Raw genomic sequence first — 13,019 nt, 5'->3', positions numbered from 1 at the left:
AACTGTTAACACCAATATACCCCCGGGGGTATATGAAGGGGTGTGCCGGGCCCGAGATCTCCGGCACACCCCCGCCCCTCAGTGCGAGAAGCTGATGTCCGGCAGCACTTTCGCCAGCCAGCGCGGCGACCACCAGGCGGCGTGTCCGGTCAGGCGCAGCAGCACCGGCAGCAGCACCAGCCGGACCAGCACGGCGTCCAGCAGCACCGCCACACCGAGCACGATGCCCATTTCCTTGGGCGGCAACGGTTCCACGAAGGCGAAGGTGAAGAACACCGCCACCATGACCGCTGCGGCGGCCGCGATCACCCGGCCGGAATGGGCCAGCCCGTCCACGTGCGCGACGGCCGGATCACCGGAGCGCTCGTAGTGTTCCTTTGCCGTGGCCAGCAGGAACACCGTGTAATCCATGGCGATGGCGAAGATCATGGCAAAGAAGAAGACCGGCCCCCAGCCGTCCAGGAAGCCCTGCGGGGTGAAGCCGAGCAGGCTCGCCCCGTGCCCGTCCTGGAAGATCAGCTTCGCGACGCCGAACGCGGCGGCGGTGGACAGCAGGCTCACGCCCGCGCCCAGCAGTGCGATCAGCGGGGCGCGCAGCGCGATCAGCAACAGCAGGAAGCCGAGCACCAGGATGATGCCGACGACCAGCGGCAGGTAATCGTTCAATGCCTGTTGCAGGTCGAGGTTCTCGGCCACCGCGCCGCCCACCAGGGCATCGGCGGGCAGGGCCGCGCGCAGGCCGTCGACGAGCGCACCCATGCCGGGATCGGAGGGATCGGCTGCCGGGATGGCTTGCACCAGTACGAAATCGGCGCCGTCGACAGCCGGCTGCGGCGGCAGGACCGCGGCGATGCCGGGTTGCGCGGCGGCGATCCGCACGGTCTCGGCGGCTTGCCCGCCCGGTGCGACGAGTTGCAGGGTTCCCGGCGCGCCGGGCCCGAATGCCTGCTGCACCAAGGCGTATCCCTGACGCACGGGCGCGTCCTCGGACACCACCTGGATCGAGGGCATGGCGACCTTCAACCCCAGCGCGGGGACGGCCAGTCCGATCAGCACGAGCAGCGCGCCGAGCGCGAACGGCCACGGATGCCGGTGCAGCAGTTCACCCCAGCGGGCGAACAGCGGCGAACGATGCTGCTGCCGAGCGGTATACGGCAGCGATCCGGCATTGACCCGCCGTCCCAGTCGGCCCAGTGCCGCGGGCAGCAGGGTGAGCGTGGCCGCCAGCACGAACGCGACCGCGAACATGATGCCGATCGCGGTGGTCCGGACCGCCGGCGCGGGCACCACCAGCACCGCCGACAGACTGACCAGCACTGTCAGGCCCGACAGCACGACCGCTTTGCCCGCCGTGCCCATGGTCAGCGCCACGGCGGTGCGCGGCGTGACGTTTCCGTCCCGCACCGCATCCCGGAATCGCGAGACGATGAACAGCGCGTAGTCGATGCCCAGGGCGAGCGCGAACATCATGGCGAAGTTCATGGCCCACAGCGAGATCGGCGTGACCTGGTTCAGCAGGGCCAGCCCGCCCGCCGAAGCGATCAGCCCGGTCAGGGTGAGCAGCAGCGGCAGCCCCGCCGCCACCAGCGAACCGAACGCCAGCACCATGATGGCCAGCGTCACCGGCCAGGAGAACATCTCCGCCTTCAGCATGGCGTCGTGATTGGCCTCGTTGAAGTCGCTCCACAGCGCGGACGCGCCGGTCGGATAGACCTCGACGCCGTCCCCGGACAACCCGGTCAGCCGCGATTTCACGGCGTCGACGGCGGCCACCATCTCATCGGTGGTGCCGTTCGCGCCCGCGATGAGAATGCCGGTGTGCCCGTCCGGACTGATGGTCATCCCCGGTTGCGGCAGCACCACCGCCCCGAATCGCGCGTCGCCCCCGAGGATTCCGGTGATCTCCCCGATTACCGCGCGCACCGGTGCGCTGTCGATGCCCTCGCTACCGGAATGCACGACGATCTGCACCGCGGCGGCGGAGTTGCCGCCGAAATGCTGTTGCGCGAGCTCCCGGGCCCGGACCGATTCCGACCCGTCGGCCTGCCAGCCGGCCCCGGCCAGCGAGGTCATGGCGGCGGGCGCGGCCAGACCGAGCGCGACGGTGAGGACCAGCCACAAGCCGAACACCCAGCGGGAGCGGTCGACCATGAGCGCACCGAGACGGCCCAGCGCACCGCCGGGTAGCTGCCTGGTTTCCGAAACAGGCGGGGAGGCATCGGCGATGCCCGTTGCTGTACTTCGCATCCGAGTTCCTTTCATACCCCCCGGGGTATACGACAGAAATACCCCCGGGGGTATTTGGGAAGATACCCCCAGGGGTATCAAGACCGCAATGCCGCTCCCCCACGCCCGGCCGAACGCCGATTCCGCGCCCGCGCCCGACTAGGCTTCGCGAATGTGGCGGTAGTGGACGGCGCGCGGCGCACAGTGATCGAGATCGGACGCCGGGCCCTCGGCCTGGACGTGCGGCCGTCCGACCACACCGTCGAAGTGCTGCACAGCGTCGACGGCGAGGTGCCGGGCCTCGACCGGCGGGAAACCCTGCAGCTGACCCGGATCCGGCTGCTCGGGGCCACCGGCGCGGTCATCATGGCGGTGGCGGCGCTGGGCGTGGGCGCGCAGCCGGTGCATCAGAATCCGACGTCCGGGCTGCGGGTGCTCGGATTCTTCGCCCGGGCGCACACCTCGACGCTGGCCATGTGCATGATCGGCACCGTCCTGGTGGTGATGGCCTGGCTGCTGCTGGGCCGCTTCGCGGTCGGCGGCTGGGGCGGCAATCCGGTCCACCGGCTGACCAGGTCGCAGCTGGATCGCACGCTGCTGCTGTGGATCATTCCGCTCAGCATCGCGCCGCCCATGTTCTCCAACGACGTGTACTCGTACCTGGCGCAGAGCGAGATCGCGGCGCGCGGGCTCGACCCGTACGAGGTGGGTCCGGCGGACGGGCTCGGGCTCAACAATGTGCTGACCAACAACGTGCCGAACATCTGGCGCGAGACCCCCGCCCCCTACGGGCCGCTGTTCCTGTGGATGGGCAAGGGCATCGCCATCGTCACCGGGGACAACATCATCGCCGGGGTATGGCTGCACCGGCTGCTGGCATTGGCCGGTGTCGCCCTGATCGTGTGGGCGCTGCCGCGGCTGTCCCGGCGCTGCGGCGTCGCGCCGGTGAGCGCGCTGTGGCTGGGCGCGGCCAACCCGCTCGTGCTGTTCCACCTGGTCGGCGGCGTGCACAATGACGCGCTCATGCTCGGGCTCATGCTGGCGGGCCTGGAGTTCTGCCTGCGCGCCGTGGAGGACACCCATCCGTTCGATCGGAATGCCTGGGCGCTGTTGATCTTCGGGACCGTGGTGATCACCATGTCGTCCTCCATCAAGGTCACCTCCTTGATCGCGCTCGGCTTCGTGACCATGGCGCTGGCGCGGCGCTGGGGCGGCGGGTTCAAACAGGTGCTCGTGGCCGGCTCCCTGCTCGGGGCGATAGCGCTGGCCACCACACTGTTCATCAGCTACGCCAGCGGGCTCGGCTTCGGCTGGATCCACACCCTCGGCGTCGCCGGGGCGGTGCGCAGCTGGATGTCGCTGCCGACCGCGATCGGCGTGGTCACCGGATTCGGCGGCGTGCTACTCGGTTTGGGCGATCACACCACCGCGCTGCTGTCCATCACCCGCCCCATCGCGGGCACCATCGCGGGCTTCATCACCGTCCGCATGCTGGTGGCCACCTGGACCGGGCGCCTGCATCCCGTTGGCGCACTGGGCGTATCGCTGGGCGCGATCGTGCTGCTGTTCCCGGTGGTGCAGCCCTGGTATCTGCTGTGGGCCATCGTGCCGCTGGCGGCCTGGGCCAACCGGCCGGCGTTCCGTGTTCCCGCCGTGGCCTTCTCGGCGGTGGTGAGCGTGATCCTGATGCCGCGCGGCGCCGACTTCTACGTTTTCCAGATCGTCGAATCGGCGGTCGCGGTGGTGATCGTGAGCCTGCTGCTGATCTTCCTCACCCGGAATGTGCTGCCGTGGCGCAATCAGCCGGGGGTGTCGGCTCCGTCACAGCGGCCCACGCCTTACGGTGTCTCTTCGTGACCGCAGCCTCCGGACCCGCCGTTGTCGTCGACGGCGTCGTGAAACGCTACGGCGAGACCACCGCGGTCGACGGCATCAGCTTCGAGCTCGAACGCGCACAGGTGCTGGCACTGCTCGGGCCCAATGGCGCGGGCAAGACCACCACCACCGAAATGTGCGAGGGCTTCGTGCGCCCCGATGCCGGAACCGTGCGGGTGCTCGGCCTGGACCCGATCGCCGATTCCGATCGGCTGCGCCCGCGCATCGGCGTCATGCTGCAGGGCGGCGGCGCGTACCCCGGATCCAAGGCCGGGGAGATGCTGGACCTGGTCGCCTCCTACTCGGCCGACCCGCTCGATCCGGCGTGGCTGCTCGACATCCTCGGCCTCAAGGACGCCCGCAAGACCCCCTACCGGCGCTTGTCCGGTGGGCAGCAGCAGCGGCTCGCGCTGGCCTGCGCGCTGGTCGGGCGGCCCGAGATCGTGTTCCTGGACGAGCCGACCGCCGGATTGGACGCGCAGGCACGGCATCTGGTGTGGGAGCTGATCGACTCGCTGCGCCGCGACGGGGTCAGCGTGCTGCTCACCACCCACCTCATGGACGAGGCCGAGCAGCTCGCCGACCAGCTGGTCATCATCGACCACGGGCAGGTCGTCGCGCAGGGCACGCCCAGTGAGGTGACCTCGCACGGTGCGGAGGGGCGGCTGGCGTTCACCGCGCCCCCGAAACTGGACCTGGCCTTACTGGAAGCCGCACTGCCGGAGGGGTTCACGCCGCGCGAGACCGCGCCCGGCTCCTACCTGCTGCAGGGCGACATCACCCCGCAGGTGCTGGCCACCATGACCGCGTGGTGCGCGCGAATCGACGTGCTGCCCACCGACATTCGCATCGACCAGCGCCGCCTGGAAGACGTCTTCCTCGAACTCACCGGCAAGGAGCTGCGGGGATGACCGCCACCGCCGATCGATTCGCGCCCGGGACCTTCACCCCCGCGCCGCGGCCGACCACCCGCGCCCGCATGCTGGCGGCGCAGACCCGCATGGAACTGATCCTGTTGCTGCGCAACGGGGAACAGTTGCTGCTGACCATGTTCATTCCGATCACACTGCTGGTGGGGCTGACGCTGCTGCCGCTGAACGGGCTCGGGGATCACCGCGTGGACCGGGTGGTGCCGGCGGTCATGATGGTGGCCATCATGTCCACGGCGTTCACCGGGCAGGCCATCGCGGTCGGGTTCGATCGGCGTTACGGGGCGCTGAAACGCCTTGGCGCGACACCGCTTCCGCGCTGGGGCATCGTGGCCGGTAAATGCTTCGCCGTCCTCATCGTCGTGGTCCTGCAATCGATCCTGCTCGGCGGCATCGGCGTCGCGCTCGGCTGGCGGCCGTCCCTCACCGGCCTGCTGCTGGGCGCGGTCGTGATCGCGCTCGGCACCGCCACCTTCGGCGCGCTGGGCCTGCTGCTCGGCGGCACCCTCAAGGCCGAGATCGTCCTCGCGCTGGCGAACATCCTCTGGTTCGTCATGCTCGGCACCGCCAGCCTCGTCCTCATGTCCGACGACATCCCCTCCGCGGTCAGCCTGGTCGCGCGGATCATCCCCTCCGGCGCGCTGTCGGAATGCCTCGAGCAGGCCATGCGCAACAGCGTGGACTGGTACGGCCTCGCGGTCCTCGCCGCCTGGGGCGGCATCAGCGGCTGGCTCGCCACCCGCTTCTTCCGCTTCGACTGAGATCCACGACATTCGGTAGTAGGCCGGGTGACGGGGCGATATGCCGTCCCGCTACCATCGTCGGGTGCCAACTCGCGCCTTTCAGCGATTCGCGGATCTGTTCCCGATGCCCTCGCTCCGGGTTCAGCGACTCCTCGCCCTGCTGGTCCTGATCACCCAGGCCGGAATCTCGGTGACCGGAGCCATCGTTCGCGTCACCGCCTCCGGACTCGGCTGCCCGACCTGGCCGCAGTGCTTCCCGGGCAGCTTCACGCCGACCGCGGTGGCCGAGGTGCCCGCGATCCATCAGGCGGTCGAGTTCAGCAATCGCATGCTCACCTTCCTGGTCACCCTCGCGGCCGCCGCGGTGGTGATCGCGGTGACCCGAGCGCGGCGCCGGCGCGAGGTGCAGATCTACGCCTGGCTGATGCCGGGCGGCACCGTCCTGCAAGCCGGCATCGGCGGCATCACCGTGCTGTCGGGTCTGCTGTGGTGGACGGTCGCCATCCATCTGCTGGCATCGATGTTGATGGTCTGGCTCGCCGCGGTGCTGTGGAGCAAGACCGCCGAACCCGATGACGGCGTGCAGACCACGCAGGCTCCCAAGCCGTTGCGCATCCTGACCGCCCTGAGCGCCGTCGCCATGTCCGCCACTTTGGTCGCGGGCACCTTGGTCACGGGCGCGGGCCCGCACGCCGGCGACAAGAGCCTCGAGCGTCCGGTGCAGCGCCTCGAAGTCGAGATCGTCCCACTGGTGCATCTGCACGCGGAACTGCTCGTCGCCTACCTGTCGCTGCTCGTCGGCCTCGCGTTCGGGCTTGCGGCGGTGGGCATGTCGAAGACCATCCGCACCCGCCTCATCGTGGTCATCGCCCTGGTGTGCTCGCAGGCGATGGTCGGCATCATCCAGTACTTCACCGACGTCCCGGCCGCGCTGGTGGCGATTCACGTGGGTGGCGCGGCGGCCTGTGTCGCGGCGACCGCCTACCTGTGGGCGGCCCTGCGCACCCGTGAACCGCTGCCCGCGCAGGTGGCGGAGCCGGTCGGCCAGTCCGCCTGACCGACCGGTCTTTCTCGATCACCAACTAGGACAAGCCGGCCGGTGTGCACTGAAGGTCAATTGCGATCGGCGACGACGCAGTGGCCCAGGGCCAGGAATTCCCGGCGGCGGATGGTCATGCCGAGCAATTCGGCGATCGACAGCAGATCCTGATCGTCGGTGATCACGAAGCCGCGATCGCCCAGCAGGTCCCGCCATTGCTCGGGACGCCAGGTCGAGCGTTGCGGCTCGTGCTGCAGCGGATTGCCGCGCCGCGCCAGAGTCAGCATGGCCTGCAAGGCTTTCCGGCCGAACGAGGCGGTGCGCGACGGGGTCGAATAGGTGATGACGAACCGGCTGCCCGGCGCACACCGGCGAGCCACCAGATCCACGGTGGCGGCCACCTGTTCGGGGGTCAGGTACGGCACCACGCCTTCCCACACCCAGGTGGTCGGCCGGTTCGCGTCGTGACCGGAAGCCTCCAGCAGATCCGAGAGCGAATCACGCACGAAGTCCACCGCCACGAAACGCACGGTCGCCGCTTCCGGTTTCAGTTCGCCCAATCGCTTCCGTTTGTCCTGTTGCGAGGCGGGCTGATCGACCTCGAATACCTCGGTGCGCGCCAATTCCGGCATCCGCCAGGCGCGCGCGTCCAGACCGGCGCCGAGAATCACCAATTGCGGATTCGCGGCTTCCCGAATCGCGTCGTCGATGAACACGGTGCGCGTGGTCATCACATCGGCGGTGGAGGCGAGCAGTTCCCATTCCATGCTTTCGCCGAACCCGTGCGCGCGTTCACCGTTACGCACGCGTTCGACGGGGGTTCGCTCGGCCGCATCCAGCAATTCGTTGGCGATGGGATCGGCGAACCGGCCCACCGCCAGCCGCCCGTCCGCGACGGCTCGACCCTGACACACCAGTACTGCCGTGCGACTCGCCCGGTACTCGGTCATGTCGATCATTATGCGACGTGCACCGGATGACCCGACGGATCCGGCGCGCGCTCGAGCATGCGCAGCGACAGCCGCAGCACGGCTTCGCGCAGGTCCAGGCCGAGTTGCTCGGCGTGCACGGCGGCCAGTTCCAGCCCCAGCTCCGCGGCCGCCGTGGCCGGATCGCTGAGCGTCTCGTCGAGAATCATTGCGCCGATCGCCTGTTCGCGGCTGAGTTCCCGATCCTCCAGCCAGGTGACCAGCCAGTGCTCGCCGCCGGGAATTCGGATCGCGAATTCGGGAGTGCGATCGCTGGTTATGAGATCGTCGGTCGATTGGAGCGTCATTGTCTTCCCCCTCCACCATTGGTGACGTAATTCGACCGTACGAGCGCGACGGGCGATGATCAATCGAATTGCCTGCGTTCCCCGGCTATTTGCCTGCGCGTTTCGATCGGCCGCTCACATCGTCAGAGATCATGGGATGTCTGGTGGCATAACGTGATACGAACTAGGCTCGAATGGCACACCCTGGGCACGGCGGGAGGGTTGCATGACGCGAGCGGACCGACTGGACGAACCGGTCGGTGCACTGGTCCGGCGCCTGCGCAAAGAGCGCGGATTCACCCAGGCGGTACTGGCCGCCAAAGCGGGATGCTCCCGCAGCCTCATTCAGCAGATCGAGAACGGCACCCGGGTCCCGCAGCTGTCGCTGCGCGAAAAGCTCAGTCTCGCACTGGGTACCGCCTTGCCGTCCAATGGCAGCACCGGCGCCGCCCGCGCCATCGAACACCGGCACGATCAGCTGCGCATGCGTTTCAATGTCCTGCTCGGCGCGGACGCCGCCGCCGTCGAGCGCGGCCTGCGCCTGGTGGAACGCCTCTTGGAAGCCGCCCGCGCCGGCGAAGACGCACAGCCCCTGCGCGAAATCGCCCTGCGCCAGCTCGATCGCGCCGAAGACGTACTCGCCCAAGTGCCTTCACGCACCGCGACGGTCTGGGAATGGAGCACCGTCCGCGATATGAGCACCGTGGTGGAACACGCCACCCGCACCGTCCGCATGATCCACACCGCCTCCCTCGGCTCCATCAGCGGCGACGCCGGCGACGACTACCACGAAGCCCTCCTGCGCCTCGCCGCCCGCCCCACCCCCGACCGCATGGACATCCGCAGAATCTATGTGGTGGACCACATCTCGGACATGTGGCCCTACGAGGACCGCCTCTGGCGCCTCTCCCGCGCCGGCATCGAGAACGTCATAGTCAAACGCGACCACGCCCCCAACGCCACCGGCCTCCTCCTGGTAGACCGCCGCTTCGTGGTGGTAGGCGAATACGACGCCGAACCCGAAACCCGCGTAGCCAGCCGCATTTCCGCTCTCCCACACGACGTAGTCTTCGCCGAACGCCGCTTCCAGCAACTCGACCGCCTCAAACACACCCGCTCAGGCTTCGTAGCCGACCCCCTCATCGCCGACCCCCCGCTCTCCCACTACACCGACCTCGACGACGCCGACTGCCGCACCCACTTCCGCGCCACCCTCGAATCCGCCTGGAACCGCCTGTCGTGACCCTGCCGCGCGGTCGTAGCGCGTTCGGCGGTGGGCTATTCGAAGTCTTGGGCTTGCGCCACCAGATCGAAGAAGGACCAGACGCCGCCCTTGGTGTAGGCGCCCGGGGATTCGGAGCCGCCGTGGAAGGGGTAGGGGGTGGCGATGTAGATCTCGCCGTCGGCCAGTGGGCCGAGCAGGGCTCGGATGGCCGCGACGTGGGTGGGTTGCAGGACGTAGGTGATTACGTTGGGGTCGAACAGGACGCGGTCCACGAAGGCGTGGAGGTCCGGGAAGGGGCCGTAGGGCTTGACGCCGGGTGAGTAGGGGTCGAGGAGGGCGTATTCGCCGGTGCGGGTACTCATCAGGAAGGCGTGACCCAGGTCGGTGTAGCCGACGACGGTGTCGTATTGCGGGTAGTGCTCGGCCCAGGCGGGCATGACGCGGTCGAGGCGCTGCGGGGGAATCAGGTGGAAGGGGACGCTGGTCACCGGGTTCATCCAACCAGATCGGTGGGTGGCCGCCGCGCTCAGCCGTGCCAGGTGAACAGGGCCGCGGCCGCGACGGATTCGATCAGGAAATAGAACCAGACCGGGTAGAAGGCGGTGCGCCGGTCGACGGCCGCGGAGAGCAGGCGACCGGCCGCCATGCCGGCGAGCGCGGCGCCGACGGCCAGCATGATGCCGGTGCGCGGGCCCTCGTTCACGGCCGCCACCACGAGCACGGCGGCCATGGCCACGCCGAAACCGCCGTACACCGCCCGTACCTCCGAGCGCGCGGGCGCGGAGTCGACGCGAATACCGAAGGGTTGCAGGATTTTCGCGGGGACGGCCAGGGCGGCGCAGCCCATCAGCAGAAAGAACGCGGCGAGGACGGCGGCGGTGGCGGTCGCCATGGGTAACCTCCTGAGAGACGGTGAGGAGGTCAGCATGACGGTCCGGACGTCCCGGGCGCTGTCACGAACCTGCTGTCCCACGGTGTGGTTCTGGACGGGGCAGGCGTTGTACGCGGGCGCGGCCCTCGATCTCGCGCCGCATTCGGGGTCGGTCTGGTGCCTGGCGGTCGGCGTGGACGGGGATTTCACGGTGCGCGCCGGGAAGGGTGAGCCGGTGACCGCGCGCAGCGCGCTGATTCCGCCGCGCACGGTTCATCACCTGGTCGCGGCCGGTGGACGGATGATCTTCTGCTACCTGGATCCCGCCTCGGATCGGGCGGCCGCCTGCCTGGATCGGATGCGGGAGCCGGGCGTTATCGCGATCGCACACGACGAGCAGACGACACTGGCAGCACTGGGCGAGCAATTGCTCGAGGCAGGCTCGGTCGCACGGGACGCACCAGAAACCGTTGCGGCCGTGCGAGATACCGGCCAAACCGCAGACCAGCGCAACGATCTGCCCACGCTCGCTCCCGACGCCTTGGCGGCACAGTGGCTGGACCTCGCGGCCCCCAGTTCGGCCCGACGGATCGACGACCGGATTTCGACTGCCGCACAATGGATCCGGTCCGATCCGGCGGCAACCATGTCCGCGGCCGACATCGCCGCGCGGGTGCATCTGTCGGAATCGCGCTTCCTGCACCTGTTCCGGCAGGAGCTGGGTACCAGCCTGCGACGCTACCGCGTGTGGGTGCGGCTGTTGCATGCCGCGACCCTGCTCGACGCCGGCGCGAACCTGACCACCGCGGCCGCCGAATCCGGGTTCGCGACCCCCTCGCATCTCGCCCACCGGTTCCGGGCGACCTTCGGCCTGCCCGCCGGGCAGTTCCTCGGAACCGGTGTGCGGCTGCGGATTTCGCCGGATCAGTAACTCTGCCAGTCCGGCTTGTTGGCCACCGCGAACCGGTAGTAGTCCACGGCTTTGAGATTCGCCGCCGCGTCCGGGTCGACGATCACGGTGACGTGCGGATGCAGCTGCAGCATCGACGCCGGGCAGAAGGCCGACACCGGCCCTTCCACCGCGGCCGCCACCGCTTCGGCCTTACCGGCCCCGGTCGCGATCATGACGAGATGGCCGGCGTCGCTGATGGTTCCGAGGCCCTGGGTCAGGACGTGGGTTGGCACCTGGCTCAGATCGTCGTCGAAGAAGCGCGCATTGTCCTCGCGGGTCTTCGGGGTGAGCGTCTTGACCCGGGTGCGGGAGGCCAGCGACGAGCCCGGCTCGTTGAACCCCAGATGCCCGTTGGCCCCGATGCCGAGGATCTGCACCGAGATCGGCCCGTTCTCGTCGATCATCGTCTCGTACAGCGCCGCGGCGGCGGGAATCTCGGCCGCCTCGCCGTCCGGGCTGTGCACGTTCCAGTCCTGGAAGTCCACGTGCGAGGTGAACTCGTCACGAATGAACTGCCGGTAGGACTGCGGATGCCCCGGCGGCAGCCCGATGTATTCGTCGAGCAGGAACGCCTTCACAGTGTGAAAACTCAACCCGTCCTCACGATGCTGGCGAATGAGCTCCCGGTACGCCCCGAGCGGGGACGATCCGGTCGCGAGGCCGATGGCGCGGGCGCCCCGGCGCACATGGTCGGCCATGATCCGGCCGGCCAGCACCCCGGCTTCGGCGGCATTGTCGGTGATCACGAGTTCCATGGGGATCCGTCCTTGTACACGGTCAGCGGTTTCAATCGATGGTCGGTGACGAGCACGTCGGCCCGCATGCCCGGGTGCAACGCGCCGATGCTGTCGGCCATGCCGAGCAGCCGCGCCGGGGTGGCGCAGGCGGCGGTGGCGGCCGAGGTGAGATCCACGCCGGCGTGGAACACGGTGCGCCGCAGCACATCCGCGGCGGTCGCGGTACCTCCGGCGATGGCGCCTTCGCCGTCCGGGTCGTACACGCGCGAAACCCCGTCCCGCACCACCACATCCAGACTGCCCAGGTGATATCGCCCGTCGGGGCATCCGGCGGCGGCCATGGCGTCGGTGATGAGGGCGAGATTGTCCGCGCCGAGGGTGTCGAACACCATGCGCACGGTCCCGTCGGCGAGATGCACTCCGTCGCCGATGACCTCGGCCACCACGTCCCCGCGCCCGGCGGCGGCCATGGCGGCGGTCAGGAAGTTGGCGTCGCGGTGCGCGAGCTCGGGCATGGCATTGAAAAGATGGGTGATCGACACCCGCCACCCGCGGCGCATGGCGTGCACGGACCGTTCGTAGTCGGCGACCGTATGCCCCAGCGACAGCACCACATTCGCATCGGCCAGCACATCGGCGATGGCGTCGAAGCGTGCGGTCTCGGGCGCCACGGTCACCGCGACGATGCGCCCGCCCGCGTAGTCGAGGAGCCGTTCCAGCATGTCCGGATCACCGGGCACGATCCGGTCGGGATCGTGCGCCCCGCGCCGGTGTTCGCTGATGAACGGCCCTTCCAGATGGATGCCCGCCAGCAGCCCGGCGTCGACGGATTCGCTCAATACGTCGATGCGCTCGCGCAATTCGTCCTCGGTGGCCGAGACGAGCGAGGCGACCAGGGTGGTGGTGCCGCGCCCGCGATGGAATTTCGCGGCCGCCTCCACCCCGGCGGCATCGGTCTCGGGGAAGCCGTAGCCTCCGCCGCCGTGGCAGTGCACATCGATCAGCCCGGGCAGGATGATGGGCGCTTCGTCCGCCGGCTCCGGCAGTTCACCGCCGAATCCCGTTGCGGGCCCGACGTAGTCGATTCGAGGTCCGTCGAACGCCACCACACCGTCGGCGAGTTCGCCCGCCTCGGTGAGGGTGACGACCCGGCCGCGCAGGGTGATC

Annotated in this window: 13 protein-coding genes; 6 read left to right on the top strand and 7 right to left on the bottom strand. The window is 69.0% G+C overall.

Going from position 1 to position 13,019, the window contains the following annotated elements; translation table 11 throughout:
• Nucleotides 1–78: 78 nt before the first annotated feature.
• Nucleotides 79–2,151 carry an MMPL family transporter gene (locus LTV02_RS07650; protein WP_233041521.1) on the bottom strand — a complete coding sequence of 691 codons (2,073 nt, stop codon included), beginning with the start codon at nucleotides 2,149–2,151 and terminating at the stop codon, nucleotides 79–81.
• Between the two features lie 249 nt (nucleotides 2,152–2,400).
• Here LTV02_RS07650 and mptB point away from each other — a divergent pair, with 249 nt between their 5' ends.
• From mptB to LTV02_RS07630, 4 genes are read left to right on the top strand one after another with little or no spacing between them, the layout of a single operon-like run.
• A complete protein-coding gene (mptB, locus tag LTV02_RS07645; protein WP_233039315.1) occupies nucleotides 2,401–4,083 on the top strand; it encodes a polyprenol phosphomannose-dependent alpha 1,6 mannosyltransferase MptB in 1,683 nt (560 codons plus the stop codon).
• Entirely contained in the window at nucleotides 4,080–5,012 is a 933-nt protein-coding gene (locus LTV02_RS07640) for an ABC transporter ATP-binding protein (RefSeq protein WP_067712967.1), read from the top strand. The genes mptB and LTV02_RS07640 overlap by 4 nt, the downstream gene beginning before the upstream one ends.
• Complete coding sequence (locus tag LTV02_RS07635; RefSeq protein ID WP_067712970.1) at nucleotides 5,009–5,791, top strand: ABC transporter permease; 783 nt, start codon at nucleotides 5,009–5,011, stop codon at nucleotides 5,789–5,791. The genes LTV02_RS07640 and LTV02_RS07635 overlap by 4 nt, the downstream gene beginning before the upstream one ends.
• Nucleotides 5,792–5,831: 40 nt before the next feature.
• A complete protein-coding gene (locus LTV02_RS07630; protein WP_408639343.1) occupies nucleotides 5,832–6,830 on the top strand; it encodes a COX15/CtaA family protein in 999 nt (332 codons plus the stop codon).
• A 56-nt stretch (nucleotides 6,831–6,886) separates the two neighbouring features.
• On the opposite strand, the gene LTV02_RS07625 is transcribed toward LTV02_RS07630, so the two are convergent.
• Both LTV02_RS07625 and LTV02_RS07620 read right to left on the bottom strand, forming a co-directional pair.
• Complete coding sequence (locus tag LTV02_RS07625) at nucleotides 6,887–7,762, bottom strand: class I SAM-dependent methyltransferase (protein WP_233039314.1); 876 nt, start codon at nucleotides 7,760–7,762, stop codon at nucleotides 6,887–6,889.
• An 8-nt stretch (nucleotides 7,763–7,770) separates the two neighbouring features.
• Nucleotides 7,771–8,088 (bottom strand): hypothetical protein, encoded by a 318-nt coding sequence (locus LTV02_RS07620; protein ID WP_233039313.1) that lies wholly within the window; start codon nucleotides 8,086–8,088, stop codon nucleotides 7,771–7,773.
• Nucleotides 8,089–8,293: 205 nt separating this feature from the next.
• On the opposite strand from LTV02_RS07620, the gene LTV02_RS07615 reads away from it, so the two are divergent.
• Nucleotides 8,294–9,310 carry a helix-turn-helix domain-containing protein gene (locus LTV02_RS07615; protein WP_233039312.1) on the top strand — a complete coding sequence of 339 codons (1,017 nt, stop codon included), beginning with the start codon at nucleotides 8,294–8,296 and terminating at the stop codon, nucleotides 9,308–9,310.
• A 35-nt stretch (nucleotides 9,311–9,345) separates the two neighbouring features.
• Here the strand turns inward: LTV02_RS07615 and LTV02_RS07610 are convergent, their stop codons facing one another.
• Both LTV02_RS07610 and LTV02_RS07605 read right to left on the bottom strand, forming a co-directional pair.
• Nucleotides 9,346–9,780: a DUF1851 domain-containing protein gene (locus LTV02_RS07610; RefSeq protein WP_233039311.1), complete on the bottom strand. Its 435-nt coding sequence runs from the start codon at nucleotides 9,778–9,780 to the stop codon at nucleotides 9,346–9,348.
• A 38-nt stretch (nucleotides 9,781–9,818) separates the two neighbouring features.
• Nucleotides 9,819–10,184: a DUF4345 family protein gene (locus tag LTV02_RS07605; protein ID WP_233039310.1), complete on the bottom strand. Its 366-nt coding sequence runs from the start codon at nucleotides 10,182–10,184 to the stop codon at nucleotides 9,819–9,821.
• A 34-nt stretch (nucleotides 10,185–10,218) separates the two neighbouring features.
• Between LTV02_RS07605 and LTV02_RS07600 the strand changes: the two genes are divergently transcribed.
• Nucleotides 10,219–11,094 carry an AraC family transcriptional regulator gene (locus LTV02_RS07600; RefSeq protein WP_233039309.1) on the top strand — a complete coding sequence of 292 codons (876 nt, stop codon included), beginning with the start codon at nucleotides 10,219–10,221 and terminating at the stop codon, nucleotides 11,092–11,094.
• On the opposite strand, the gene nagB is transcribed toward LTV02_RS07600, so the two are convergent.
• Nucleotides 11,088–11,870 carry a glucosamine-6-phosphate deaminase gene (nagB, locus tag LTV02_RS07595; RefSeq protein WP_233039308.1) on the bottom strand — a complete coding sequence of 261 codons (783 nt, stop codon included), beginning with the start codon at nucleotides 11,868–11,870 and terminating at the stop codon, nucleotides 11,088–11,090. The genes LTV02_RS07600 and nagB overlap by 7 nt on opposite strands.
• Nucleotides 11,858–13,018, bottom strand: coding sequence for an N-acetylglucosamine-6-phosphate deacetylase (locus LTV02_RS07590; RefSeq protein WP_408639392.1), 1,161 nt, complete (start codon nucleotides 13,016–13,018; stop codon nucleotides 11,858–11,860). Before LTV02_RS07590 ends, nagB begins: the two co-directional genes overlap by 13 nt.
• Nucleotide 13,019 lies beyond the last annotated feature (1 nt).

This window comes from Nocardia yamanashiensis (assembly GCF_021183565.1).
GTDB lineage: Bacteria > Actinomycetota > Actinomycetes > Mycobacteriales > Mycobacteriaceae > Nocardia > Nocardia yamanashiensis.
Note: the sequence above shows the minus strand (reverse complement) of the source record. Positions and strands in the feature narration are given on the sequence as shown.

Excerpts from the sequence above, each read along its gene's own strand:
- LTV02_RS07605 (WP_233039310.1), bottom strand. The coding sequence starts at position 10,184 with ATGGCGACCGCCACCGCCGCCGTCCTCGCCGCGTTCTTTCTGCTGATG.
- LTV02_RS07650 (WP_233041521.1), bottom strand. The coding sequence starts at position 2,151 with ATGGTCGACCGCTCCCGCTGGGTGTTCGGCTTGTGGCTGGTCCTCACC.
- LTV02_RS07615 (WP_233039312.1), top strand. The coding sequence starts at position 8,294 with ATGACGCGAGCGGACCGACTGGACGAACCGGTCGGTGCACTGGTCCGG.
- LTV02_RS07600 (WP_233039309.1), top strand. The coding sequence starts at position 10,219 with ATGACGGTCCGGACGTCCCGGGCGCTGTCACGAACCTGCTGTCCCACG.
- nagB (WP_233039308.1), bottom strand. The coding sequence starts at position 11,870 with ATGGAACTCGTGATCACCGACAATGCCGCCGAAGCCGGGGTGCTGGCC.
- LTV02_RS07630 (WP_408639343.1), top strand. The coding sequence starts at position 5,832 with ATGCCGTCCCGCTACCATCGTCGGGTGCCAACTCGCGCCTTTCAGCGA.
- LTV02_RS07620 (WP_233039313.1), bottom strand. The coding sequence starts at position 8,088 with ATGACGCTCCAATCGACCGACGATCTCATAACCAGCGATCGCACTCCC.
- LTV02_RS07635 (WP_067712970.1), top strand. The coding sequence starts at position 5,009 with ATGACCGCCACCGCCGATCGATTCGCGCCCGGGACCTTCACCCCCGCG.
- LTV02_RS07625 (WP_233039314.1), bottom strand. The coding sequence starts at position 7,762 with ATGACCGAGTACCGGGCGAGTCGCACGGCAGTACTGGTGTGTCAGGGT.